At 53.4% G+C, this 26666-nt stretch carries 22 protein-coding genes and 2 tRNA genes; 4 read left to right on the forward strand and 20 right to left on the reverse strand.

Annotation, left to right across the window (positions count from 1 at the left end; all coding sequences use genetic code 11):
* Nucleotides 1-20: 20 nt before the first annotated feature.
* Together P3339_RS19340 and P3339_RS19345 are read left to right on the forward strand one after the other, a co-directional pair.
* On the forward strand, nucleotides 21-3221 hold the full coding sequence (locus P3339_RS19340) for an efflux RND transporter permease subunit (RefSeq protein WP_282951616.1): 3201 nt from the start codon (nucleotides 21-23) through the stop codon (nucleotides 3219-3221).
* A gap of 194 nt (nucleotides 3222-3415) precedes the next feature.
* Nucleotides 3416-4270 (forward strand): glycosyltransferase domain-containing protein, encoded by an 855-nt coding sequence (locus P3339_RS19345; protein WP_282951617.1) that lies wholly within the window; start codon nucleotides 3416-3418, stop codon nucleotides 4268-4270.
* Nucleotides 4271-4353: 83 nt separating this feature from the next.
* Here the strand turns inward: P3339_RS19345 and P3339_RS19350 are convergent, their stop codons facing one another.
* The 10 genes from P3339_RS19350 to P3339_RS19395 all read right to left on the reverse strand — a co-directional run bounded on the left by P3339_RS19350 (nucleotide 4354) and on the right by P3339_RS19395 (nucleotide 16056).
* Nucleotides 4354-4641 (reverse strand): hypothetical protein, encoded by a 288-nt coding sequence (locus P3339_RS19350; RefSeq protein ID WP_020411981.1) that lies wholly within the window; start codon nucleotides 4639-4641, stop codon nucleotides 4354-4356.
* A complete protein-coding gene (locus tag P3339_RS19355; protein ID WP_157533342.1) occupies nucleotides 4631-4933 on the reverse strand; it encodes a hypothetical protein in 303 nt (100 codons plus the stop codon). Before P3339_RS19355 ends, P3339_RS19350 begins: the two co-directional genes overlap by 11 nt.
* Before the next feature lie 100 nt (nucleotides 4934-5033).
* Entirely contained in the window at nucleotides 5034-5303 is a 270-nt protein-coding gene (locus P3339_RS19360) for a hypothetical protein (protein WP_282951618.1), read from the reverse strand.
* Between the two features lie 251 nt (nucleotides 5304-5554).
* On the reverse strand, nucleotides 5555-7198 hold the full coding sequence (aceF, locus tag P3339_RS19365) for a dihydrolipoyllysine-residue acetyltransferase (RefSeq protein WP_282951619.1): 1644 nt from the start codon (nucleotides 7196-7198) through the stop codon (nucleotides 5555-5557).
* A gap of 17 nt (nucleotides 7199-7215) precedes the next feature.
* Nucleotides 7216-9885 carry a pyruvate dehydrogenase (acetyl-transferring), homodimeric type gene (aceE, locus tag P3339_RS19370; RefSeq protein WP_020411978.1) on the reverse strand — a complete coding sequence of 890 codons (2670 nt, stop codon included), beginning with the start codon at nucleotides 9883-9885 and terminating at the stop codon, nucleotides 7216-7218.
* Nucleotides 9886-10330: 445 nt separating this feature from the next.
* Nucleotides 10331-10909, reverse strand: a complete 579-nt coding sequence (locus P3339_RS19375; protein ID WP_282951620.1) for a class GN sortase — start codon at nucleotides 10907-10909, stop codon at nucleotides 10331-10333.
* Nucleotides 10906-13260 (reverse strand): marine proteobacterial sortase target protein, encoded by a 2355-nt coding sequence (locus P3339_RS19380; protein ID WP_282951621.1) that lies wholly within the window; start codon nucleotides 13258-13260, stop codon nucleotides 10906-10908. Before P3339_RS19380 ends, P3339_RS19375 begins: the two co-directional genes overlap by 4 nt.
* Nucleotides 13261-13459: 199 nt before the next feature.
* Nucleotides 13460-14563: a phosphoribosylaminoimidazolesuccinocarboxamide synthase gene (locus tag P3339_RS19385; RefSeq protein ID WP_282951622.1), complete on the reverse strand. Its 1104-nt coding sequence runs from the start codon at nucleotides 14561-14563 to the stop codon at nucleotides 13460-13462.
* A 108-nt stretch (nucleotides 14564-14671) separates the two neighbouring features.
* The gene (locus P3339_RS19390; RefSeq protein WP_040628242.1) at nucleotides 14672-15757 is read right to left on the reverse strand and encodes an AI-2E family transporter; all 1086 of its coding nucleotides are present in this window, start codon (nucleotides 15755-15757) and stop codon (nucleotides 14672-14674) included.
* Nucleotides 15758-15777: 20 nt separating this feature from the next.
* On the reverse strand, nucleotides 15778-16056 hold the full coding sequence (locus P3339_RS19395) for a sulfurtransferase TusA family protein (protein ID WP_020411973.1): 279 nt from the start codon (nucleotides 16054-16056) through the stop codon (nucleotides 15778-15780).
* A gap of 208 nt (nucleotides 16057-16264) precedes the next feature.
* Between P3339_RS19395 and P3339_RS19400 the strand changes: the two genes are divergently transcribed.
* Nucleotides 16265-17773: a M48 family metalloprotease gene (locus tag P3339_RS19400; protein WP_020411972.1), complete on the forward strand. Its 1509-nt coding sequence runs from the start codon at nucleotides 16265-16267 to the stop codon at nucleotides 17771-17773.
* A gap of 58 nt (nucleotides 17774-17831) precedes the next feature.
* Here the strand turns inward: P3339_RS19400 and nadA are convergent, their stop codons facing one another.
* Entirely contained in the window at nucleotides 17832-18884 is a 1053-nt protein-coding gene (gene nadA, locus P3339_RS19405) for a quinolinate synthase NadA (protein WP_282951623.1), read from the reverse strand.
* Between the two features lie 165 nt (nucleotides 18885-19049).
* Here nadA and P3339_RS19410 point away from each other — a divergent pair, with 165 nt between their 5' ends.
* Entirely contained in the window at nucleotides 19050-20162 is a 1113-nt protein-coding gene (locus tag P3339_RS19410) for an NAD(P)/FAD-dependent oxidoreductase (protein WP_282951624.1), read from the forward strand.
* Between the two features lie 131 nt (nucleotides 20163-20293).
* On the opposite strand, the gene P3339_RS19415 is transcribed toward P3339_RS19410, so the two are convergent.
* From P3339_RS19415 to tolA, 9 genes are all read right to left on the reverse strand, one after another.
* Complete coding sequence (locus P3339_RS19415; protein ID WP_020411969.1) at nucleotides 20294-20455, reverse strand: hypothetical protein; 162 nt, start codon at nucleotides 20453-20455, stop codon at nucleotides 20294-20296.
* 807 nt (nucleotides 20456-21262) lie between these two features.
* Nucleotides 21263-21338: transfer RNA gene (locus P3339_RS19420), tRNA-Lys, on the reverse strand.
* A gap of 104 nt (nucleotides 21339-21442) precedes the next feature.
* Nucleotides 21443-21518: transfer RNA gene (locus P3339_RS19425), tRNA-Lys, on the reverse strand.
* 131 nt (nucleotides 21519-21649) lie between these two features.
* Nucleotides 21650-22327 (reverse strand): 7-cyano-7-deazaguanine synthase QueC, encoded by a 678-nt coding sequence (queC, locus tag P3339_RS19430; protein ID WP_282951625.1) that lies wholly within the window; start codon nucleotides 22325-22327, stop codon nucleotides 21650-21652.
* A gap of 49 nt (nucleotides 22328-22376) precedes the next feature.
* Nucleotides 22377-23036 carry a 7-carboxy-7-deazaguanine synthase QueE gene (queE, locus tag P3339_RS19435; protein ID WP_282951626.1) on the reverse strand — a complete coding sequence of 220 codons (660 nt, stop codon included), beginning with the start codon at nucleotides 23034-23036 and terminating at the stop codon, nucleotides 22377-22379.
* 114 nt (nucleotides 23037-23150) lie between these two features.
* The gene (ybgF, locus tag P3339_RS19440) at nucleotides 23151-23975 is read right to left on the reverse strand and encodes a tol-pal system protein YbgF (protein ID WP_282951627.1); all 825 of its coding nucleotides are present in this window, start codon (nucleotides 23973-23975) and stop codon (nucleotides 23151-23153) included.
* An 18-nt stretch (nucleotides 23976-23993) separates the two neighbouring features.
* A complete protein-coding gene (locus P3339_RS19445) occupies nucleotides 23994-24479 on the reverse strand; it encodes an OmpA family protein (protein WP_020411964.1) in 486 nt (161 codons plus the stop codon).
* Between the two features lie 95 nt (nucleotides 24480-24574).
* Nucleotides 24575-25870: a Tol-Pal system beta propeller repeat protein TolB gene (tolB, locus tag P3339_RS19450; protein ID WP_282951628.1), complete on the reverse strand. Its 1296-nt coding sequence runs from the start codon at nucleotides 25868-25870 to the stop codon at nucleotides 24575-24577.
* Complete coding sequence (gene tolA / locus P3339_RS19455; RefSeq protein ID WP_282951629.1) at nucleotides 25867-26661, reverse strand: cell envelope integrity protein TolA; 795 nt, start codon at nucleotides 26659-26661, stop codon at nucleotides 25867-25869. Before tolA ends, tolB begins: the two co-directional genes overlap by 4 nt.
* Nucleotides 26662-26666: the final 5 nt, after the last annotated feature.

The following is a 26666-nucleotide window of genomic DNA, read 5'->3' on the forward strand; positions in this document are numbered from 1 at the left end:
CGCTCACGGGGTAGCAGTGTATGAATTTTTCCCGTTTCTTTGTCGACCGACCTATTTTTGCATCAGTGCTGTCGATCATTATTTTTGTGGTGGGTCTGATCAGTATCCCATCGCTACCGGTTAGTGAATATCCGGAAGTTGTACCCCCCAGCGTGCAAGTTAGCGCTCGCTATCCTGGAGCCAACCCCAAAACGATTTCCGAAACTGTTGCCACACCATTGGAGGAAGCCATCAATGGTGTGGAAAACATGATCTACATGAAGTCGGTAGCAGGCAGTGACGGCACCCTCACTTTAAATGTCACTTTTAAACTGGGCACCGATCCAGACCAGGCCCAGGTTCAGGTACAAAACCGGGTATCCCAGGCACTACCCCGTCTACCGGAAGATGTACGCCGCCAGGGGGTAACCACGCAGAAGCAGTCGCCCAACCTGATGATGGCGGTGCATCTGATCTCTCCAGACGACAGCCTCGATGCGACCTATATTCGCAACTACGCCGTACTGCATATCCGTGATGAGCTGTCGCGCATTCCCGGTGTGGGCCTGGCCGCCGTATTTGGCTCCGGAGACTATGCCATGCGCCTGTGGGTGGACCCGCAGAAAGCGGCGGCCCTGGGCGTGACTGCAGCGGATATCGTCAGCTCAGTGCGTGAACAAAATGTACAGGTGTCCGCCGGACAGATCGGCGCCTCGCCGATGCCCAATGGTTCTGATTTCCTGATCTCTATCAACGCCAAGGGCCGCCTGCAAAGCGAGGAAGAGTTTGGCAATGTGGTACTGAAGACCGGCAGCGATGGTGAAATTACCCGATTGCGTGACGTGGCGCGGGTTGAACTGGCTTCATCTCAAGACTCTCTACGCGCCTTATTAAACGGCCGCCAGGCGGTTGCCATTCCGATTTTCCAGTCTCCAGGCTCCAATTCCCTGGAAGTCTCCGCTGCAGTGCGCGAGAAGATGGCAGAACTGGGAGAACAGTTCCCCGAAGGCCTGGAGTGGAAAGTTGCCTACGACCCAACCGTATTCGTCAGCACTTCCATCAGCTCTGTGATCAAGACCCTTCTGGAGGCGGTGCTGCTGGTAGTGCTGGTGGTTATCCTGTTCCTGCAGACCTGGCGCGCCTCCCTGATTCCACTCTTGGCCGTGCCGGTATCTATTGTCGGCACCTTTGCGGTGCTGTTGATGCTGGGCTTCTCGATCAACACCCTGACCCTGTTCGCCATGGTACTGGCCATCGGTATTGTGGTGGATGACGCCATCGTGGTGGTGGAAAACGTCGAGCGCAATATCGAGGAGGGACTGACACCTTTAGCCGCTGCCCACCAAGCCATGCGCGAGGTGAGCGGTCCGATTGTCGCCATCAGTTTGGTGCTCTGTGCGGTATTTGTGCCCATGGCCTTCCTGGACGGCATCACCGGTCAGTTCTACCGCCAGTTCGCCACCACCATTGCCATCGCCACCATTATCTCCGCGATCAACTCCCTGACTCTGTCCCCGGCTCTGGCGGCAACCCTGCTGAAGCCCCACGGTGCCAAGCCGGATATACCCGCGCGCATTATCGAGCGCCTGTTCGGCTGGTTATTCCGCCCGTTCAACCGCTTCTTCCAGCGCAACTCCGAGCGCTATCAGCGGGTGGTGGGCCATAGCCTCAAGCGTCGCGGTATCGTATTTGGGGCCTACCTGATATTGCTCGGCGGTACCTTCGCCCTGTTCCAACAGGTGCCCGGCGGCTTTATTCCGGTTCAGGATAAGACTTACCTGGTGGGTAGTATTCGCCTGCCGGAAGGTGCCTCCCTGGACCGCACCGAGGAAGTTGCTCGCCGCGTGAGTGAATTGGCTTTGGAAACTGAGGGGGTTGCCAACGCCGCGGCCTTTGTCGGCTTCAATGCCCTGCAAAGTACCAACACCCCCAACGTGGGCACGGTATTTATCCTATTCGACGATTTCGATGAACGTGAGCGCAGTGCCCAGGAAATCGCTGCGGAGCTAAATGGCAAAATCTCACAGATCAAAGAAGGCTTTGCCATGACCTTTATGCCGCCGCCCATCTTCGGGCTGGGTGCTGGGTCCGGCTACTCCCTCTATGTCCAGGACCGTCGCGGTGCCGGCTACGGTGAGCTGCAAAATGCTACCAATATGCTGGCTGGGGCCCTGAGCCAAGCCAGCGGCCTCAGCTACCCCTTCAGCTCCTACCAGGCCAATGTGCCGCAGATGGACGCCGAGGTAGACCGCCTACAGGCCAAAGCCCAGGGCGTGCGTATGGACGATCTATTCGGCACCCTACAGCTGTATTTCGGCTCCATGTATATCAACGACTTCAACTTGTTCGGTCGCACCTACCAGGTGGTTGCCCAGGCAGATGCGCCTTTCCGCGATGAAGTGCAGGATCTCGATAATCTCTACACTCGCAATATGAATGGGGAGATGGTGCCCATCAGCACCATGGTGACCCTGCGCCAGAGTTACGGACCAGACCCGGTGATCCGCTACAACGGCTATCCGGCAGCCGACCTGATGGGGCAGTCCGATCCCAGCATGTTGTCCTCTTCCGAGGCACTGGCAGCGGTTGAGCAGGTTGCCAGCCAAGCCCTGCCACCGGGCATGCAAATCCAGTGGACCGACCTCAGCTTCCAGCAGGTCAACCAGGGCAATGCCGCTATGGTGGTTTTCCCACTCGCAGTACTGCTGGTATTCCTGGTACTGGCCGCACTCTATGAGAGCTGGGTTATGCCGCTGGCGGTGATCCTGATCGTGCCCATGTGCCTGCTGGCTGCACTATTTGGTGTCTGGGCTACTGGCGGCGACAACAATGTTTTCGTTCAAGTCGGGCTGGTTGTTTTAATGGGACTTGCCTGTAAAAACGCCATTCTGATTGTGGAGTTTGCCCGCGAACTGGAAATGGACGGTAAGGGCCCGGTAGAAGCTGCCTTGGAAGCCTGCCGCCTACGTCTTCGTCCGATCATTATGACTTCCGTCGCCTTTATTGCCGGTGTGGTTCCCCTGGTACTGGCCAGCGGTGCCGGTGCCGAAGTGCGCAACGCCATGGGTATTACCGTATTCACAGGCATGATTGGTGTCACACTGTTTGGCCTGTTCCTGACACCCGTGTTTTATGTTGCCCTACGCAAAATTGCCGGCGGTAAAATATCCACGTCAAAGAATGTAAGCGCACAACAAGTCCAGGATACCCCCTTGCCGTTAGAACAACCTGCTAACGGCTAAAGCCCCTTACCCCCAGGCACATATTTGTGCCTGGGGCTTTTTCTTTTTACGCTCGTCTTTTCAATAGCGGGCACCGGCCTGGAACCCTTTCCCCATTTACTCAAAAGTAATTCTTGCCCTCATAGGCAAGGCGTTGAGTCACACTACGCGAGGAAACCAGTCCCTCCAAACGGTTCACAAACCTTGGACTAGACTTGCTTCAGCAGCTGGAATTCACCAGTCAACGATTAAGGCCATGGAACCCAGGTAGTCTTGTTCCTGAAATGTTACACCTCGTCACTATTGCCACTCACTCTGAAAGAATGTTCCCTGTTCTACAGGAATCCGCCAAACGCAATGGGGTTTCACTCACCATACTCGGTCAAGAACAACCATGGGAAAATTTTTCCACAAAAATCGATCTGCTTCTCCCTTTCTGCAAGACTCTACCGGAAGAAGATATCCTCTGTTATTTTGATGGTTTCGATTCAATAATCTTACCGGCCATTCATCAACTCGAGAGTAAATTTTATTCTTTTGACCGAGATATAGTATTCTCAAATGACCACCAACATAGTGGAACACAGGGTTTCTTCGAGCGAAAGTACTTTGCAGGAAACACCATATTTTCAACGGGTATATTTATAGGAAAAGTAAAAACATTAAGTCATCTATTTTCAGTCATTAAGGAGATGTATCCCGACTATAGCGATGACCAAAAAATGATAAGGGAATACTACACACACCATTCGCCTGAACACATTGGAATAGACGGCAAGTCCAAGCTCTTTTATAACTTTGACCTCTCAGACGGAAGCTTTAACCTTCTCAATCAGGTAAATTGCATTGACCAGGGGCAAATCCAGCTTAAAAATAAAGAGATGCCCTGCATTATTTCCTTTCCCTGCAGCTGGTTCGCCATAGGTGTTACAAAGAATATTCACGTACTATTAAAAGAACTAGGATATGATTATTACCATGAGGTTAACATCAAGAATACATTCAATGGATTAAAGCACTATATCGGCACGACCATCAAAGACAGTTTAAAGTCCTTGCTTAAAATCTAATTACTATAGCCTGAGTAAACTTAATATTTAAGTATTCTTAAACCACCCAAACCTGAATCAAATAAAGCTGCACGCATCCGGTGCTAGTAAAAACTGTAGCTCAATACAAATGGCGAATAAGGTCCCGCACACCAGTCGCCAGTATCTAGTTGGTAACAGTGCACACCGGCGGCAATGCAGTTTTCAAGTTCACCCATGTAGGGGTCGCCCACAAGACAAAAACGCGGGAAAGCCGTAATTTCATCGGGTGGTACTGGGCTGCGCTTATAAGTGTAATAAACCGGGTCGCCACACAAATCCTGCCAAAAGCCGTCGGCGCAGCCGCCGAGCAACTGCGCAAATATCAAAGGCAGTATAATTTTACTCTTCATAAGAGATACATCGCCTTCCGCCAGAAATATCTATACAACGAGCACTGGGTGGACAAATAGAACCGGGCGCTAGCTCTTCAGAATCTCCGGGACAACTGGAATAACTGGATTTACGTGATGGGGGCGCTGCGGGCACGTGTGACGAAGGGGCAGGATAAGCACGGTAATCCAGATGGCGCGGTGTAGGTGGACTGTAAGGGTAAACCACTTGATTGCGTGTATCTGGTGTTCCACAAGCTGCCAATAACAAGCTCGTTGTAAACAATGAAATTACTATCGGGGATTTTTGCATGGGCACTTCTCCGTATCGGTACCACGCGAAATTGACTTCGCGTACTTCGGTAAAAGACCGGGTTATGCTGTAGCGATCTCCATGCGGATTCCCACAGAGGCTAATACACCCTCAGTATCGGGAAAAACCAACTAGAGGAATCGTACACTCTATCCTCGCAACTCTCCTCACACTGAAAACCGACCGTTATAGGTGGCCGAAGTCGGGAGTGATGGGCGCCGGCATCAACAAAACTCTCGCCTTGCCTGGCTGTGCCAGTCTCAAAGAAGAATGGATCTTCACCCTCCACTTCCTCAGCCGGCAAAAACAAGCAACCCTGCATCACCAGTGCCGATACGACAGGAAAGGCGAATTTCCCTGAAGGTCTCATGATCCGACACTCCACATTTTCAGTGTTGCGTTGATAGTTGTCTTTCTCTGAGTCTAGTTGCCAGGGAATTTCCAGCCAGTTGGCGCCAAGTCATTTATTCGCATAATTCATCTTTAAGTGAATTTAAACGTCATTTTCCTTCCACCCCACTGCATAGGCGAGCATACCTAAAAGCAATAGCTACATAAGGCAGCTCGAAAAATAAAAAAGCGGCCAAAGGCCGCTTTTTTAGGGTAATGACTCTGGAACCTTTACAGCAACAGTCGACGCACGTCTGCCAGCACGCTGACCAAATAAGTCATAAAGCGTCCGGCATCTCCGCCATTTACCGCGCGGTGATCGTAGGAGAGCGCCAAGGGCAACATCTGCCGGGGCTCAAAGTCCTTACCGTTCCAGACCGGCTTCATCGCCAGCTTGGATACTCCGAGGATACCCACTTCCGGAGAATTGACGATCGGGGTAAATCCGGTGCCGCCGATAGCCCCCAGGCTGGAGATAGTGAAGCAAGCACCCTGCATCTCGTTGGGTTTCAGCTTGCCATCACGGGCTTTCAGGGCCATCTCAGTGGCCTCGGCCGCCAGCTCGTACAAGCCTTTTTTATCCACATCGCGGATAACCGGCACCATTAAGCCTTTTGGCGTATCCACTGCCATCCCCACATGTACATAGTCCTTGCGCACAATGTGCTCGCCATCATTGTGCAGGGATACATTAAAGCTGGGCTCTGCGCGCAGGGCTGCGGCTACCGCTTTCAGCAGGAAAGGCACTGGGGTGAGCTTCACTCCGCGCTTCTCCGCCTCGGCCTTCATGGACTTGCGGAAGGTTTCCAGCTCAGTGATATCCGCATCATCAAACTGGGTGACGTGGGGCACATTAAGCCAGTTACGCGACATGTTGGCAGCGGTGATCTTGTGGATCTTGCTCATCGGCTCCACGTTCACCGGGCCAAACTGGCTGAAGTCGATATCCGGCATCTTGGCAATACCGATTCCACCGCCTACGCCAACGGCACCGCTCTCAGCCTTCTTCACCTGTTCGCGGATATAGTTGTGCAGATCATCCTTGGAGACCCGGTTGCGGGGACCCGTGGGCTTCACCTTGTTCAAGGTAACGCCCAACTCCCGCGCCAGTTTGCGCACGGCAGGACCGGCGTAAACCTGGGCTGCGGCGGTAAAATCTCGTTCCAGCTGATGATCTTTTTGCGGCACTGCCGGGGGCTCAACAGACGCAGATGCCTGCTGTGGCGCGCTCTCGGCAGGCGCTGTCGCTGCAGGGGCTGCAGCTGTAGCCGCGGGCTCGGCGGCGCCTTTGGCAACTACTTTCAACACACCAAGGGTATCGCCAGTGGAAACCTTATCACCTTCCTTAACGGCGATAGAGACCACAGTACCGGCGCTGGGGGAAGGCACATCCATAGAGGCTTTATCGCCTTCCACCACAATCAGGGAGTCGCCCTCTTCGACCGCATCGCCGGGCTGTACACTGATCTCGATCACATCAACTGCATCGGCACCACCCAGGTCCGGGACCTGGATCGTTTCCTCTTTCGGCTCACCGCTCACTGCTGCCGCAGGGGCTTCAGCTGCGGGCTCGGCCGCCGGTGCAGTTTCTTCCTTGGCAGGTGCCGCAGCGGGCTCCTCTGCCGGCGCTTCCGCTACATCGGTTTCGATCTCCCCAATCACATCGCCTTCAGAGACCTTATCGCCCTCTTTCACGCTGATGCTGAGGATTTTGCCAGCCACTGGGGCTGGGACATCCATGGAGGCTTTATCGCCCTCCACCACAATCAGTGAATCCTCTTGCGCGACGGTATCGCCGACAGCAACAGTAATTTCAATCACATCCACCTGATCGGCACCACCGAGATCAGGCACTTTAATGACTTGTTTTGCCATAGGAGTTCTGCCTTCTCTTAGCTGATGCGTGGGTTAACTTTTTCGGCGTCGATATTGAGCTTCACGATCGCTTCCGCAACCTCTTTCGCATCAATAACGCCCTGCTTGGCCAAGCCGTTCAGTGCGGCGATTACCACGTAGTTGCGATCCACTTCGAAGAAGCGGCGCAGCTGCTCGCGGCTGTCACTGCGGCCGAAACCATCGGTACCCAGGGTGGTCAGTTCACCGTCGATAAATTCGCGCAGTGGCTCCACATAGGAACGGATGTAGTCGGTGGAGGCGATAACGGGAGACGTGTTGCCTTCGAACTGCTCAGTGATCCAGGCTTTGCGCGGCTCAGCTTCCGGGTGCAGCATATTCCAGCGCGCCGCATCCTGACCTTCACGGGCAGCTTCAACGGCGGAGGTGAGGCTCCACACGTCAGAAGTCACACCGAACTGGTCGGCGAGGATATCCGCCGCTGCCAGTACTTCGCGCAAAATAGTACCGCCACCAATCAGCTGCACATGCTTTTTCGCCGCTTTGCCCTTGGCGCCTTTCTTGACGTTGGACTGCAGCTTGTAGATACCGCGAATAATGCCTTCTTCCACACCCTGGGGCATTTCCGGCTGCAGGTAGTTTTCGTTCTCGATGGTGATGTAGTAGAAGAGGTTCTTCTGCTCCTCGTACATCTCTTTCAAGCCGCGCTGCATAACCACTGCCAGCTCGTAACCGTAGGCTGGGTCATAGCTGCGGCAGTTGGGGATAGTGGAGGACAGCACGTGGCTGTGACCGTCCTGGTGCTGCAGACCCTCACCGTTCAGGGTGGTGCGGCCGGCAGTGGCGCCGATCAGAAAACCGCGTGCCTGCATATCTCCAGCGGCCCAGGCCAGGTCGCCCACGCGCTGGAAGCCAAACATTGAATAGTAAATATAGAAAGGCACCATCGGCACGCCGTGGTTGCTGTAGGCAGTGGCCAACGCCATCCAGGCGGACATAGCGCCAGCTTCGTTGATGCCCTCTTCCAGCACCTGGCCTTTCTTGTCTTCCTTGTAATACATGATCTGGCCGTGATCCACCGGGGTGTAGCGCTGCCCCTGGGAGGAATAGATACCCAGCTGGCGGAACAGGCCTTCCATACCAAAGGTACGGGCTTCATCGGGAACGATCGGCGCGATGTTCTTGCCGATATTCTTGTCTTTTACTAGTGCGGCAATGGCGCGAACGAATGCCATGGTGGTGGAGATTTCACGCTCACCGGAGCCTTTAGTCAGTGCGCTAAATGCGTCGAGACCGGGAATTTCCAATTTCGGGCACTCAACCGGGCGACGGGGAACCGGACCACCCAGGGCCTTGCGACGCTCCGCCATATATTTCATTTCCGGGCTGTCCGGAGATGGACGGTAGTAAGGCACTTCTTCCAACTCTTTGTCGGTGAGCGGAATGGCAAAACGGTCGCGGAAACGCTTGAGGGAATCCAGGTCCAGCTTCTTCACGGAGTGAGTATCCATCGCCGCTTCACCGGCGGAGCCCAGGCCGTAGCCTTTAACCGTTTGCGCCAGGATTACAGTGGGCTGCCCTTTGTGGGCCATAGCCGCCGCGTAGGCTGCGTAAACTTTGTAAGGATCGTGGCCGCCGCGATTGAGCTTCATAATCTCATCATCGGACATATCCTTAACCAGCTCCAACAGCTCCGGGTATTTGCCGAAGAAGTGTTCACGGGTATAGGCACCACCGTTGGCCTTGAAGTTCTGCATCTCGCCATCGACCACTTCGTCCATGACTTTCTGCAACAGGCCTTTATCATCTTTCTCCAGCAGCGGATCCCACAGGCGGCCCCAGAGTACTTTGACAACGTTCCAGCCGGCACCGCGGAATACGCCTTCCAGCTCCTGCACGATCTTGCCGTTGCCACGAACTGGGCCGTCCAGGCGCTGCAGGTTACAGTTGACCACAAACACCAGGTTTTCCAGTTGCTCTCGACCCGCCAGGGAAATTGCGCCCAGGGTTTCCGGCTCGTCACACTCGCCGTCACCGAGGAAAGCCCACACCTTGCGATCGCCGCGCGGGGACAGGCCGCGGGCAGACAGGTAGCGCATAATGTGTGCCTGGTAAATCGCCTGGATCGGCCCCAATCCCATGGAAACCGTGGGGAACTGCCAGTACTCCGGCATCAGCCAAGGGTGCGGGTAAGAGGAGAGGCCATTGCCATTTACTTCGCGACGGAAGTTGTCCAGCTGCTCTTCATCGAAGCGCCCCTCGAGGTAGGAACGTGCATAAATGCCCGGCGCACTGTGGCCCTGGAAGAAAATCAGGTCACCGCGCTCTTCGCCCTCATTACCGCGAAAGAAATAGTTAAAGCCCACATCGTAGAGAGTAGCCGCAGAAGAGAAGCTGGAGATATGGCCGCCGAGATGGTCGTTGTTCTGGTTAGCGCGCACTACCATCGCCAGGGCATTCCAGCGGATCAGAGAGCGTATACGGCGCTCCATAAACAGATCGCCGGGCATGCGTTTTTCCGCATTGGGCGGAATGGTATTGCGGTAGGGTGTGGTGATAGCCGCGGGCAGCTGTACGCCTACATCAGTAGCGCGATCGGACAACTGCTTCAGAAGGAAGGCTGCGCGTTCTTTGCCGCTGTAGCGGATAACCGCCTGCAGCGCATCCAGCCATTCCTGCGTTTCGAGGTTATCGGTATCTTCGTGCATCAAGTGCTCCTCGGCGAATTAGGCGACGTCGAGTCGGTCTATTTCTCAAAAATCGGTACGCGGGCAAACTACAGCGCGGGCAAAAAAAGCTTCCTTTTTTCTTGGTTCCGCCAATTCACCAACTTTGTTGGCGCAAATGCAAAGTATGTGATTCTTCACTCGATTCTGGCGGAGAGGAAAAGCGGCGCTATCTGTTGCCGCGGGGCCTAGTTTGACTGTGATTATCTGTTCCGGGGCCCGCACAGTGTGGCGGGCAAAACCCTAATCCCGGTTGTTAGCGGAGGGGATTGTAGTATTACTACAAAAAAATTCCAGATAGGACAGTTAGTAACAAATAAAACAAAAAGGCAAAACGATTATTCGTCTAATCACTATTTTACTGGAATATTTAATGGAAAATTCCAGAAAACGAACTACAAAATCGAGTCCTAAATAATGGTGCCAGTCACAATTGAACCAGCTCCCCGCCGGATTGATATTCAGCGTAGACCAAGTAGCGCAGGGGACCACCCGCCGCCAGGGCATTGAAGGGGTAACAGGTCACCAGCATTAACCCGCGCTCGGCAAAGACCGGCAGGCGTTCGCTCTCGCTATCCACAATCCGCATCTCCGAAACCCGGTAAGTATGCCAGCGTCCGTATTTATCTTGCAGATAAATGGAGGTACCTCGCCTGACACGGTCCAATCCTGCAAAGTGAGTATCCCGATGAGCCGCAATCACTGTAGTGCGGTTTTCCCCTGGGCTCCCTGAACCCGACAACAAGCCGGGGCCAAAAGCCAGCGCCTGCCCACTACCTCCGGCGAGAACAATTAATGGCGACTGTCCTTCCAGCTTCAATTTGGCCACAGGCCAAGTATCCGCCCAGGGCCAGGGCTTTTGCGGAGCCCCACCCTGCAACTGCTCCTCCCAGGCACTGACAATCAGTAGCTGAGCCAACTGTGCCTTTGCCAGCAACCAGGCAGCGGAACCCAGCTGCCATAACCCCGCCACGAAGCACACCAGGAAAAGCAGGGGGCGGATCACGGATGAACTCCCCCAGGCCGGGCTTCAAAGCTATTTTGGGTACAGCGCACATCCGGCATTACCTTGCGCAACAGGTGGCGCAATTGATGCACCATGTTGCTGCGAAGCTTACGCCCGCGACTTAACAATGCTGCAAAGCTGAATAATCCCAGGGCAGCAAGCAGTTGGGTATAGACTCCAGTCGCTGTACTGGGGTAAGCCTGGCGCTGCAGCACCTGCCCTCGAGGCACCACATTGGTAACCGGGCCGCGGGCGAGTTTATCCTTTTCATTGCGAACCACTTTCTCCTCTACAGCAACAAAACTGGTATAAGGGCTAGCCAGCTGGTGCGCCAGGGCTAGCTGCAAAATTTGTTCACGCAATACTTGGCCAGTATCACTGCTCTCACCGATCTGCATCTGCTGGTCACGCAAGGATTCAATTTTGCTGCGCGCCCACAGGCTTCCAAGACTGCCACCATGTCCAGATTCATCGACTTTTAAATCCAGCTTACGCACAAACTGTTTGTCTGCCATACGCCCACGTAGCTTGATTTCCCCCTGAAAATTACCGCCCTCTACCCTGGCCACCAGTTGTAAGGGTTCACCACGATAAAGATCCGGAATTCTCTTGGGGTAAGCATCCGCTACTAACCCCTCAGGCCAGCTGAGCTGCAGGTCAGTGGCCACGGGGTTTTCAAGCTTGGTGAACAGGGCGTGCATACGCTCACGCACTTCAGTAATATCTCCGATGGTGACGAAGGCACCTCGCCCAAACTGCGCAGCCTTGCGCATAAAATGATTGTTGGGTGCCGAGCCAATCCCCACAGTGAAAAGACGGGTGTTATTTAAGTGCTGGTGAATTACCTCAAACAGCGCTTGTTCATTCCCTACCGCCCCGTCAGTAATGAAAACCACCTGGTGCACCAGGTTGATATCGCCCGGTAACTGCTGCTCCAAAGCCAGGCGCAGAGCCGGTGCCATCTCTGTGCCACCTTCTGCATTCAAGATTTCTATTTCCTGCCGTGCGCGACGGATATTTTCCGCACTTGCCACTACAGGGCGTGGAAAAAGGGCACGGCTAGCGCTGTTAAATGCGATCACATTAAAACGATCATTCGCACTCAGGCGAGCAAGTGCCAGTGTCAGGCTTTCCTTAGCCTGACGAATGGAATTGCCGGACATGGAGCCAGAGGTATCAATTACAAAAACCACTTCCCGCTGCAGGCGCTGGCTGCGAATACCGTCATCGGGCGGCAGTAACATCACCTGTAAGTAGGTTCCAGCTTTCTCACTAGTAGCATCGATCCTCTCACTGAACAGGGCGGCGCGAGGCAGGGCCGAGGCATGCGGCTGCCAGCGCAGGACAAAATCCCGATCCATACTCACCGCTCCTTCTCGCAGATGGACGTCGTAGCGCCCGCCCTCTTGATCCTCAACATCAATTTTGTGATAGGGGCTGCTGACTTGTGCCAGTGGCAGACCGCTATGCAACTCCACTTCAATAGCCATCTTATGGCTGCCAATAGCGTGAAGCTCCTCAGCCGGCTGCATTAGTGGGGTAATGGCCGGGGCATCCGGTACCTGATTTGTCGGTAGGGCCCAGCCATTATGTTGTGTTACCAGATTCAACTCATCTCCACCAAGCGCATGCACAGGGACAGACTCACCTGGGATATAACGGGGTGTTAGCGTAGTAGGCATACGTAGGGAAAACGTACCCCCATCGTAAGTCACCGGTTGGATGTAGCGGATATTTACCTGCACTACCTCTCCCGGTGCAATATTGGCAACCTTATTGGTGAACAAATTAGGCCGTTGTTGCTCCAGTAAGGCTGCGCGCTTGCCCGCCGCACGGGCAGCCTTATAAATCTTCGCCGCCTGCTTGCGTTCACGCACTTTTCCGACAATCAAGCGCTCGCCTAACTGGATTTGTAACCTGGCAACGGCCGCCTGTTCTGGCAGTGGTAATGCATAAATGGCTTCCTGCCAATTATCGCTGGTATTTTGAAATTTTTGCTGTAGCTGTACATCTGCAACCAGTCCGCGAATAACTATTTTGACTTGGCTCGCTAGGTGTACTGCGGGAATATAGCGGCCCATCTCAGCACCGGTAAATAACAAGTCACCAGCCTTTACCTCATCCAGGGTAACCGTTTCCAAGAAGGCAGCATCAGTGTCCACCTCACCGGGCAGTTCTTGCGCGTTCACCTCTGCACCAATAGCCGCGATTACTACCGCCAATACCACCACAATAAACAATATCCAGCGGCCCAGACCACCGCTGCGCTGACGGCGGCGATAGTATTCCTCTGTCGGCAGCATCAGATCATCTTTGTGAAAGCGTTGCCCGAACAACATCACCCTGTTCACAAAATTCCCTCCACTTTTTAATTAACTGGGGTTATTAAAAACAGGGAAGCAGGCGAAACACGGCAACGAATCGGGCGAAAGTAAGGAGCAAAAATGACGAATTATGGCGGGTAGAAAATTGCAAAGCCCTAAGAGCCAAGCCGGAACTGCAGGAACAAAAAAACCGGCGCCAGCGCCGGTTTTTTCGACTAGAACTGGATTAATCGACCAGGCCGTAATCCTTGCGCAGAACTTCAAGCAGCTCTTCTTTGGGGTTCTCTGAAATCTCCAGTTCCTTGCCGGTAATTTTCTCGGCAATACCCACGTAGGTGGCGGAGAGATCCATCAGCATAGACTCGGGCAACTCGTTATCACGGGCCAGAGCCAGACGCTCACCCATACGGTCTTTGTTCAGAAGGATATCGGAATCCGGGAAGTGGTTTAACAGGGCCTGACGGAAACCCTCTTTGGAGTTTTCCACAACCTTGCCAGCGCGGTATTGTTCACCGTCCCAGATACGAGAGGAATCCGGGGTGCCCACCTCATCCATGTAGATCAGTTTTTCTTCACCGTTGGCATCGGCCACGTAACCGAACTCAAACTTGGTGTCGACGAAGATTTGATCAAGCTTTTCAAGCTCCGTAGAAATTACATCGAAGCCCTCTTTCAGCAGCTTTTCATACAGGTCAATGTCTCCCGAATCACGGAAGTTAAATGCCTCGACATTGTCCTCAATATTCTTGCGGGTGATATTTACATCATCTGCTTCCGGCACACCGGGGATGCCCTTGAGAATACCTTTCGTGGAGGGAGTAATTAGCAGCTCTGGCAGCTTCTGGTCTTTTTGCAGACCATCGGGGATTTCAATCCCGCAGAACTCGCGCTCACCCTTCTGATAGGAACGCCACATGGAGCCAGTGATGTACTGGCGGGCGATCGCTTCGATCATAACCGGGCGTGCCTTCTGTACGATCCACACCAGCGGGTGCGGAATATCCAGAATGTGGCTATCGGCCAGGCCTTGTTCTTTAAACAACTTGAACCAGTGGTTGGAAATAGCGTTCAATGCCGCGCCCTTGCCAGGCACGCCACGCATACCGCCTTCACCGGTCCAGATGCAGTCGAATGCAGAGATACGATCAGAAATTACCATCACTGCGAGAGGCGCGTCCGGCGCTACCGGATAACCTTTCTCCTCGATCAGGCGACGGCTGTCGGCCTCGGTCAGCCAGTAAACGGAGCGAACTTTGCCACTGTGGATGGGCTTGTCAGTGCGGATAGGCAGGTCATTATTGACCGCTAGGACTTTGTCAGCCAGGCTCATGGGCTCTCACCTATTTGAAGGGACCAAATAAAGAAAGCGCGGCATTCTAGCAAATGCCGCGACCTACAGACAAAGAAAAGATATCGATTAAATACCCAAATCAGATAATTAATCCGATATTCGCCTCGCCTCCCACTCAGCCTGGTGCTCACTGGTAGGCCAGGCACTCATAATGGCCTTAAGCAAAGTCGCCAGAGGGATAGCAAAGAAGACACCCCAGAACCCCCAGATGCCACCAAAAAACAAAACTGCCAGAATAATTGCCACTGGGTGAAGGTTGACAGCTTCAGAAAAAAGCAACGGTACCAACACATTACCATCGAGCAGCTGGATAATGCCGTAGGTGATCATCAAGTAGAAAAACTCATTGCTCCACCCCCACTGAAACAAGCCTATGGCCGCCACTGGAATCGTCACTACCGCAGCGCCGATATAGGGAATCAACACGCTGAACCCTACTGCTACCGCGAGCAGTAAGGCGTAATTCACCCCTAACAGTAGAAAAGCGGCATAGCTGACCGCTGCTACTATGCCAATCTCTACCACCTTACCGCGCACATAGTTTGCCACCTGGTCGTTCATCTCATGCCAGATCTGATGCATCATCGGACGCTCCTTTGGCAAGAAGGAGGTGCACCAGCGGATCAATTGATCGGAATCCTTGAGGAAGAAAAACACCAGGATCGGCACCACCACCACATAAATCAACAATCCGGCAAAAATTGGCAGGTTGGTCAGGGAGAAGGCTAGCAGGGTCTGACCTATGCCACCCAACTCACTGCCCAGTAAGTTAAAAATCTCATCGATCTGCGCCGCTGAAATCAGGCGTGGGTATCGCTCAGGCAACAGCAGTAAAAGTTCCTGCCCACGCTGAACCATATTCGGCAACTCCGCACCCAGCCGCACTAGCTGGCGCCAGATAATTGGTAGCACTACAAACAGTAAGGCAACGATGGCGCCCACCAGCACCAGGCAAGCCAGTGTTACTGCCATCCAGTGGGGCACCCGCCAGGATTTAAGCTTTTGCACCATGCCCTGCATTAAAAAGGCTATTACCAAAGCCGTAAGTACAGGCGCTAATACCACCCCGAGTGTGGCCAGCACCACCAGAGCTACAGTAAGAAGCAGCACCAGCAGCACCACTTCTTCCTGGCTGAAGTAGCGATTCACCCAGCCTTTAACAATCGATAACATGGATTCTCGGGATTGGTTCATCATTTGCCAGCGTACAGCCAATATAGAAAGGTATTATCACGCCGCTCTGCGCGCAGTAGCGACCTACCGCTCAAGGCGGCAAAGCTGTGAAAATCGCGCCAGGAAGCTTCATCTGTTGCTATCACACACAAAAGAGTTCCCACCTCATACTCGCGCAGGGCGCGACGCATGGCCAACAGGGGCTGGGGGCACGGCAAATTCCGCGCATCCACCCTCTCCGCCGCGTCCCAATCTGGAAGCGGTTGTTCTCGCACTGTCTCAGTGGGGATTTTTGCCATTGGCTATTCAGTCACACGCTTTGAATTGCCGCGGATTATAGCGCGTAATCTGCGCCAGACACCCACAAAGCTTTACCCTTTTTAACCCTCTACGTGGCGCAAAGCTGAACCATTTGTGCTCCACTGAGTCCAAACCTCGACAGTTCAATAGGGTTGCGTATAGAGTTGGACTATAGATCCTTCACGGACAGACCGAGCAGTAATTGAGATGACTGATTCCCACAAGACCCTGCCTCGCCGTTGTAACAAAGCGCCTCTAACGCAGCGATTCCGCACCGGCCTTAGGGCGCTGGGTATAGGCCTGCTACTCGGCGCCACCCCGATCGCCACCACCGCAGACAGCGAGGAAATACGTCTACCGGAGCTGGGCGACAGCACTAGCGGGGTAGTTTCGCGCCAACGGGAAAAAGAGCTGGGGCAAATGTGGCTGCGTATGTTCCGCAGCCAAGTGAAAACCTCCTCTGATGCCCTGCTCCAACAATATGTTGAGCAAACCGTAAAGGGGCTGGCGGAATACAGCCCACTGGAAGACAAGAATATCGATGTGGTCGTGGTGAGCAATGAAACCATGAACGCATTTGCTGTTCCCGGTGGGATTATGGGTATCCATACCGGTCTCTTTCTATTTGCCGAAAATGAAGACCAGTTCGCCTCGGTGATCGCCCACGAACTCGGGCACCTCAGTCAGCGGCACTACGCGCGATCACTGGAAGCCCAGCGCAACAGTACCATCCCCACTCTGGCTGGCATGCTCGGCGCCCTGGTACTCGCCGCCACTGCCGGTGGCGAAGCTGGTCTCGCTGCCATGACTGCCACCCAAGCTGCAGCTTTGGATAACCAGCTACGCTTCAGCCGCAAGAATGAGCAGGAAGCAGACCGGGTGGGCATCGAAACCCTGGCCAAATCCGGGCGCGATCCGGAAGCCGCCGGTGAAATGTTCGAACAAATGCTCAAGGCAACCCGCTACTACCGCCGCCCACCAGAATTCCTGCTCACCCACCCAGTGACAGAAAAACGTATCGCTGATGCCAAGCTCCGCTCCCAGCGCATGACAAAAGTACCTCCGAGTGATAGCCGGGACTATCATCTGATGCGCGCCCGTATTCGCCTGGCCGGAGAGCCAACCCCCCAACAAGCTGTAAAACGCTTCAATGCCGAGCTAAACGGCATCAATGACAATGAAGACGCCGCACGCTATGGCCTGGCCTTGGCGCAGCTTGCCGCGGGTAAACCAGATACAGCCCTGGATACCCTTCAGCCGCTGCTTGATAAAGAACCTTCAAAGGCCGCCTTTGTACTGGCGCGAGCCGACATCGACCTGGTGCGGGAAGATTATTCCAGTGCCACCCAGCGTCTGCAGCATGCACTTGACCGCAACCCTGGTGATCACGCCCTAATCATGGGCCTCGCCAATGCCCACTTTAAAGCCGGCAATTACCTGGCTGCGGAGCGCCTGTTGGCCAAATATAGCCGCATACGCAAGAAAGACCCCTCCGTATGGTATCTGCTGGCGGAGACCCATGGACTCGCTGGGGACATCGTCGGAGTGCATGAGGCCCGCGCCGAGTACTACATTCTCAATGGCGTCTTCGATAAAGCCCTTCAGCACCTGCGTCACGGTATTCGCATGACTAAAAACGAATACCAGACCAATGCCATTCTCGAGCAGCGCCTCAAGGATGTGATCAAAATGCAGGAAAAAGCCAAAGAGCTTTAACCCAAAATAAAAAGCGGCCAACAGCCGCTTTTTATCGCTATACGGCTAAATTAACCCGTCAGGCCTTGCGAAAATCCAACATTCGCTGCAGGGGAATCATTGCCTTGCGGCCCAGCTCCGCATCTACAAAAATTTCATTATCGCCGCGCTCCAAAACCCCACAGAGATTTTCCAGGGAGTTCATCGCCATCCAAGGGCAGTTGGCACAGCTGCGACAAGTGGCACCGGCACCGGCAGTAGGCGCAACCATCAGTTCCTTATCTGGACACTCCTGCTGCATTTTGTAGAAGATGCCCTGATCGGTGGCTACGATAAAGCGCTTTTCCGGGCGGGTTTTGGCCGCGTTGATAATCTGCGAAGTGGAGCCTACGACATCCGCCAAAGCAACCACCGACGCGGGAGATTCCGGGTGTACCAATACCACCGCATCTGGATACAGGGCTTTCAGGTCTTCCACTCCCTTGGCCTTGAACTCCTCATGCACAATACAGGAGCCATCCCACAGTAAGACGTCTGCGCCGGTCTCGCGCTGAACGTAGCCACCAAGATGCTTATCCGGTGCCCAGAGGATTTTCTCACCGTTGGCATCTAGGTGATCTACTACATCCAGAGCGATGCTGGAGGTTACCACCCAATCCGCGCGTGCCTTTACCGCAGCGGACGTGTTGGCATATACCACTACTGTGCGATCGGGATGCTGGTCACAGAATTCTGAAAATTCATCGGGTGGACAGCCCAGGTCCAGGGAACAGGTGGCCTCCAGAGTAGGCATCAGGACACGCTTGTTCGGGGTCAGGATCTTGGCCGTCTCCCCCATAAATTTCACCCCCGCCACCACGAGAGTATCAGCGCTATGCCTAGCGCCAAAGCGGGCCATTTCCAAGGAGTCAGATACACAGCCGCCCGTCTCTTCAGCCAGAGCCTGGATCAGTGGATCCGTATAATAGTGAGCCACCAGTACGGCATTCTGCTCTTCTAACAGGCGCTTGATACGTTCACGCCAGCCTTGCAATTCCTCATCACTGTATTGAGTCACAACCGGCTCCGCCAGGTGTGCCTGCACCAGTGAGCGGGATTCTACCGTTTCTGCGGCAACGGACTTTTGGGTCATGGCTAACTACCACTACTCGCGAAAAGGGCGCATTATAGCGCATTGCAGCGCCAACACAGTGCTTTCACAACCTCATCTATAGTTACTACGCCATTGGACAGCGCCGACTGCCTGGAGTTTGTATCTGCGCATTCCTCCTGGTTTTGACCGTCCCCAAAGGAATTTATGGATACAGCTGATTGCATAGTGATCGGGGCCGGAGCCCTGGGTCTTGCCAGTGCTAATGCACTCGCCCGCTCTGGTCGCCGGGTTATAGTACTCGAGCAACACAATGCTATAGGTACGGAGATCAGCGCTCGCAGCAGCGAAGTCATTCATGCAGGGATCTACTACCCGACTAATAGCCTAAAAGCCCGTGCGTGCGTCGAAGGCAAGTCCAGGCTCTACAGGTTCTGCGGGCAATATGCCGTAGCGCACAAGCGCATCGGTAAGTTAATCGTGGCCACCAGCGAGGACCAATTGCCTCAACTACATGCATTGAAAGTACAAGGCGATGCAAACAACGCAGGGGGGCTGCAAATTCTTACTGCAAAGGATGTCCGAAAGCTGGAACCCGATTTGGAGTGCTGCGCTGCAATTTATTCCCCAACGACAGGCATTTTTGATAGCCACGCCCTGCTACTCGCTCTTCAGGGAGCCCTGGAAGATCAAGGTGGCCAACTAGCCCTATCAACCAGAGTCACAAACCTGTCGTTCACTGGGCACGACTATCTGCTGACAATGGAGGATGGCTACCAGCTCAAGACACCCCGGCTGGTAGTAGCCGCAGGACTCCACACCAATAAGTTGCTTTCCGGCATAGATGAAGCCACTCTCAGAGCAATCCCACCACTATATATGGCCAAGGGGAGCTACTTTACCCTATCCGGTAAGGCTCCTTTCTCACACTTGATTTACCCCCTGCCTGACCAAGGTGGGCTGGGTATACATCTCACTCTCGATTTAGCCGGCCATGCTCGATTTGGGCCTGATGTAGAATGGGTCAATGCGATTGACTACAGCATTGACGCAAAGCGCGGGGAAAAATTCTATCGAAACATCCGCCGGTATTGGCCCGGCCTACCAAGTGGCTCTTTACACGCTGACTACGCAGGAATACGCCCAAAACTGGTCCCCAAAGGTGCCCCTGCAGGCGATTTTTACATCTATCAAAAAGGCCAGGCATCTAACCTGCAGTTGCTAGCCTTTTTTGGTATTGAATCCCCCGGCTTAACCTCTGCACTTTACCTCGGCGAACTCGCTGCCCTAGCCATGGGAAAATATCTTAGCCGGGAATAACTGCTCAATTATCTTTTAATTTCTTGACGAAAGCTCCCACTCAGAAATTCTTTTTGCACACTGTAAAATGGAACAGCAACCCCTTCCACAAGATCATATCCACTTAATATCCTGCGCCTTCTTTGGCTTATCTATTGGAAAACGCTCCCCATATTTCCACTGCCATTTTGTGTTACCTGGGCGGTTTGGCTGCCATTTGTCTGGGAAGCAAACTGTAAATTGTCACCCCCTAGTTGATTAACCATTACAGCACCTCCGCTAATAGCATTCTGCTCGGTCTCAGCAACATTCATTTCACCCCCTACCCTAAAGATATGGCTGAAATGACCGGATAATAGATCCAATATTCGTACCACAACTCTACATTGGATTTTCAGTCAGAATGTCAGTCGCCATTAGGCTTTGCTCCAGTCTACCAGCGGCACTTTACCGGTAATTCCAGATCAGTTCGCAACAACTTTAACCGGCCCAATGATAATTCTCAGACTATAGTTTTTTTTATTTTTTCAGTAAGTCTCATGAACCCGGAAACAATTCCTGGCAATAAAATTCCACTAAAGTTTTATCACTAAATTCTGCATGGCCTAAACAGGTACTATTAACCACCCAAAAAGCCAAAGCAATCGCTCTTTGCAGAATACAGCTATAAAACAGCGCTGATTTTCACTAAGGTCAATGCGCGATAAGAATTACAGATCGGACTGTGGATAACTGACTACGAGAGACTTACGCCCCATAGCACTGAATCAATTGAGATACAGAAAAGCTAAATACTTAGAAACTATTCTCAAATCGGCTGATCCTGGGCCGATCAACCACTGAGCTAATTTTTATTGAACGAGAGGGATATCTCCATGAGAAAGAAGCACTGAAAGTATAGGAAAAAAATTTGTGCCCACTTCCCTATTCAACTTCAACATTCGCACTGGCATAACTGAATTTAAGTTTCACCATAAGAATATTGGAAACTATGCCAAAGAGGGGAATCATGTTGACGAAATGTAGTTATGCAATAATCTCTCGGGAATCGGATGACAGAAGGAGACTGTAGAGCAATTCAGATGCTCTCATAATCGCTGAATTCTGAGAGGTTTTGGAGATGGTGGGTCGTGCTGGATTCGAACCAGCGACCAATTGGTTAAAAGCCAACTGCTCTACCAACTGAGCTAACGACCCTTTAACGTTGGGCTATCTTGGTATGTCCCAACTCAGGAAGCTTTTATTCTCGCGCGGAGATATAAAAAGCATACTGGGTAATTGTGTGCTTACCCGGTGGAAAATGGTGGGTCGTGCTGGATTCGAACCAGCGACCAATTGGTTAAAAGCCAACTGCTCTACCAACTGAGCTAACGACCCTTTTCCGTGCCTCAATGTGAGGAGCTGCGTATCTTACGGATCTATTCCGAAAAGACAATACCTAATTCGAAAAAAATCCAACAAATTTAAGGAGTTAGGTATTTTCTTTGAAATTTGGCACCAGGTACCGGTCACTGTGCATAGACTGTAGGGTCTTCAAGGCCTGCATCTGCAAAACCCGCTGCGCGCAGACGGCAACTATCGCAACGCCCACAGGCGGCTCCATCCGGGCGCGCCTGGTAACAGGATACCGTCAAACTGTAGTCCACCCCAAGACGCGTCCCTTCACGCACAATATCCGCTTTACTCATCTGCATCAGAGGCGCGCGAATTGAGAGCTTGCGCCCCTCAACGCCAGCACGGGTAGCAAGGTTTGCCATTTTTTCATAGGCATCAATGTATTCTGGGCGGCAGTCGGGATACCCAGAATAGTCCACCGCATTAACACCAACGAAAATATCCTGCGCCCCCAGAACCTCAGCCCAACCGAGGGCAATAGAAAGGAAAACCGTATTTCGTGCAGGTACATAGGTGACAGGGATGCCAGCAGTTTCCTCTTCCGGTACCTCAATAGAGTCATCGGTCAGAGCAGAGCCGCCAATAGCGCGCAGGTCCAGCTTGACTACCTTGTGCTCACGGGCACCCTGGGCCTTGGCAACCCTTTCCGCGGCTAACAGTTCGGCCTCATGGCGCTGACCATAATCGAACCCTAATGCGTAGCATTCATAGCCATCAGCATTCGCCATAGCGAGTACGGTGGCTGAATCCAGGCCTCCAGATAGCAAAATTACCGCTTTCTTTGCAGTCATCAGTTCCTCATTTATTTATACGCAGCAGACGGCAAACCCGGGCATGGAATTAAACCCCAGGAATATCTCCCCAGAGCAACTTATGTAGCTGCATCTGCATACGTACCGGCAGGCCATCCGCCAGTATCCACTCAGCTAGCTGCCGCGCCTGCAGCTGCTCATAACTCGGCGAGAAGAGCACTTCTCCTACTCGCTCTGGCAAGCTGTACTGATCCAGCGTAAATCTGGCCCACTCGTAATCGCCGCGATCGCAGATCACAAATTTAATCTGGTCATCGCGGGTGAGCACTTGCATATTTTCCATGCGGTTGCGGTGCTGCTCCCCAGAAGCTGGTGTCTTCAGATCCACAACCCGGGAGACACGCGGGTCTACTTGGTCCACAGGCATGGCCCCGCTGGTCTCCAGGCTTACTGAGTAACCCTCATCACACAAGGACTCCAGCAAGGGCAGGCAATTGGGTTGCGCCAGGGGCTCACCGCCAGTCACACAGACATGTCGCGCAGGATGGCGCTTTACCTGCTGTAATATCTGCTCCAGAGTCATACGCTCTCCACCATAAAAAGCGTATTCGGAGTCGCAATAGGTACAGCGCAGCGGGCAGCCAGTTAAGCGAACAAACACTGTTGGCAGGCCACTTTCTCGTGCTTCCCCCTGAAGGGAGTAGAAAATTTCACTAATTCTCAGTGATTCTTTAGACAGACTGGACATATACACCCGACACAAAAACGCCCAGAGGGCACATGCCATCCGGGCGCGGGATCATAGGCTTTTTCTGCTCAAAAAACCAGCGATGGTACTTTGAGAGTAACGAATTATCCGCTACTAAAAGTTCTCCTGGAGATACTTCTTCGCCAGGTTTGATGCCCTGGCGTCGCTGGCAGCAACCTGCTCAAGCAGGTTGCGGGCTTTCTGCTGGTCACCAAGCTGGTGGTAAACAGTACCCAGCTTGTAACGACCGTCCCAGACTTTATTGGAGTTGGGGTAGCCATCAAGCAGTGCCACAAACCATTCTCGAGCCTCTTCCAGGTTTCCCTGCACTAGTGCTATCTCACCCAGCCAGTAGTTGGCATTGGGAGCGTACTGCCCATTGGGAAAGTCTTGCAGCAGACTCTTGAACTCAGCGCTGGCACCACCGTAGTCGCCATTGCGGGCGAGGCCAAAACTGGCCTGATAGCGATCGCGCTCACTCTTGCCGTCTTTTGGGCCCTGAGGCTTGGCAGGCATTGCGCTACCGCCCTGAGCGGAAGTTGCCCCGCCATCGTCGGCATTGGCTGGCGGCTGAGACGAGGGCTCTGTACCGCTGAGGCGGGCAATACGCCGATCCAGGTCCATATAATCCTCGGTGCGCTGCTGCTTGAGACGTTTGATCTCGTGGCGCAGCTCCTCGACCGTCCCCCTCAGTTCACGTACTTCCTGCTGCAGCACTTGCATCTGGTAGTAGGCTTCGGCCTGGGGGTTAGTCTTGGCTTTCGGAGCCGGACTTCCGGCACGGGCGAGCTGCATTTCCGCAGCGTCACTATCGCTCGGGGAAATCGACTGCTCCTGACTGCTGGCAGACAGATCCACAATCGGAGCCTGGGAGAATACGGGCGATGCCGCAGCCATTAATGCTGCGGTAATCGCCAGTTTTCTAATCGTAAAAGCCATTGGCATCCATTTTGACGATTAGTTAATAACAACGCGACGGTTCATCGCACGGGCAGCTTCGTTAGAGCCCATTTGAGCCGGGCGCTCTTCACCGTAGCTGATCACTTCCAGAGTAGCTGCATCTACGCCTTGCAGTACCAAAAAGTCGCGTACAGCATTAGCACGGCGCTCACCCAGAGCCAGGTTGTACTCACGGGTACCCAGCTCATCAGCGTGGCCTTCCAGACGCACAGAGCCAGAAGCACTGCGCATACGGTCGGCATGACGGATCAGTAACTCACGGGTTTCCGGCTTCAGAAGGGATTGGTCGAAGTCGAAGTAAACTACGTTTTCCAGAGGAGCCAGAGCCTCGCCATCGTCTACAACATTGGTCTCAACCGGAGCTTCAATGTCGGTTTGGTTTACAACTTCCTGACCGCTCTGCTCACTGTCAGTGCTGCTACAACCGGCCATTACTGCAAATACACAGGCCAGTCCAAAACCTGTTTTAACTGATTTCAACATAAGCTACTCCGCTTTTTTGTGTTATCGAAAATCCTGAAAGATTTTTAAAATTGGTCTTTTAAACACCCTACGCATCAACGCGTCGGGCCCCCGCCTCAATCAAAGTATGGCGACCATGCCGGTTCCCGGACATCACCCCTTTGTGAGGGCAGGTTGTACTTCACCCCAGCATCCAGCGATACCGCAGCCAGAATACCTTTGTCTCCGCGCTTGGTTGCGTACATCAACATTGCCCCATTCGGTGCAATGCTAGGGGATTCGTCCAGTGTGGTCTCCGTGAGGACACGCATTCTGCCCGAATTAATATCCATCGTGGCGATGGTAAAGGTTCCCCGGTTGCGATGTACCATGACCAACGTCTTCCCATCAGGAGAAACACGCGGCCGCGCATTGTAGTCGCCATCGAAGGTTAAGCGGTCGACTTGACCAGTGGCAAGAGTCAATTGGTAAATTTGTGGTTTTCCTCCCCTATCGGATGTGAAAACCAACGATTTACCATCAGGCATCCAGTTTGGCTCGGTATCAATGGAGAAGTGTCTGGTCATACGGGTGAACTTGTTGCTCACCAGATCCAGTACGTAGATCTCCGGGTTGCCGTCCTTGGAGAGCACCATGGCCAACTTGGTTCCATCGGGGGACCACGTCGGCGAGCTATTGATGCCCTTGAAGTTAGTCAGTTGCTTGCGCGCACCGGTGCGCAGGTTCTCGCGGAATATCGCCGGGCGGCCGGTCTCGAAAGAAACATAAGCCAGCTCCTGTCCATTTGGCGACCACATGGGAGACATCACCGGCGCATTAAAGCGGCGAATCTGCTTGGCGCGGGCGCCATCGATATCTGAGCGCATCAGCACATAGCTGGGTTTACCGCCGCGGGTTTCTTCCTGCACGTATACCATTTCGGTTGAGAAGGCACCACGAATACCGGTTATGGCTTCAAAGATTTCATCGGCGGCGCGATGGGCGATATCCCGCAACTGGGTCTGGCCACCGCGCACCTGCTTGGTAAACACCTTATGCTGCCCAAACACATTGACCAGATCAAAAGTGAGCAGGTAACCGGTGGCCTGGGGCTCAATGCGGCCAGTCACTATGTACTCGGTGCCGAGAATACGCCAGTCCCGAAACACCACATCCTCCGGGGTTTTAGGAAAAGACAGCATGTCCTCTTTGGGCACCGGAGAGAATAGGCCGCTCCGGCGCAGGTCTGCGGAAATAATCCCGGAAACATCTTCTGCCAGTACCCCGCCACCAGACCAGCTGAATGGAGATACGGCGATCGGCGTGGGGTCATCGATACCACTGGTAATATCCACCACCAGCTGGGCTCGAACCCCTAGGCTCACCGAGGCGATTGCAAAAATAACAATTGTTTTCAATAAGCTCTTGATCATTGGCGCAGATCTTCGGGTCTAAAGTTAACTATAGTTGTACGGACTTCCCGCTCAAATATCACCGGTTCCTCCCTGGCCAACTCGGCAACCTCAGGAAAAACTTCCACCTTTTTAATGGCGGTGAGTACGGAGCGATCGTAAGCCGCATTTCCGCTACTCTCGATGATATTAGCTGCCACCACCCGACCGGTGGGGACAAAGTTTATTTTTACCGTGGTTAGCATACCGTTACGGGCGCTAGGTGGACGACTCCATACACCTGCAATATGTCGATTGATCGCATCACTAACCGAAGTTAAAGCCTGTTCCGCCTCGGGGGCATCCAGCAGGTCCTCTTCATCCTGAAGTGCCTCATCAAAGGAACTCTGGCGCTCTTTGGCCAGCTTCTCCTGAAGCTCTTTCTCTTTGCGCGCCTTCTCTTGCTGTTCTTTTTCGCGACGGGCTTTTTCTGCCTGCGCCTTGCGATCAGCTTCGACTTTCGCCTTGCGCTTCTTTTCCGCCTCGAGCTTTTTCTTCTGCTCCAAGGCTGCGCGGCGCTTACGTTCGACCTCAGCCTTGCGTTTTTGCTCCGCCTCGCGCTCAGCACGCTGTTTTATTTTATCGACCTTTTTCGGCAGTTTCTTCTTCGGTATTGCCGCTTCAATCGTCACCAGCTTGGCCTGCACAAACTTTGGCATCGGTTTGCGCTCGGGCATACTGCTGGCTTCCCAGCCATAAGTGATGGCAGCAATCAGCGCTCCGTGCAACAGGAGGCTGATTATAATCGCCAGTGCATAAAAGCCTTTATTCACCGACA

It is taken from the genome of Microbulbifer sp. MLAF003, assembly GCF_030012965.1.
Classification (GTDB): Bacteria; Pseudomonadota; Gammaproteobacteria; order Pseudomonadales; family Cellvibrionaceae; genus Microbulbifer; species Microbulbifer variabilis.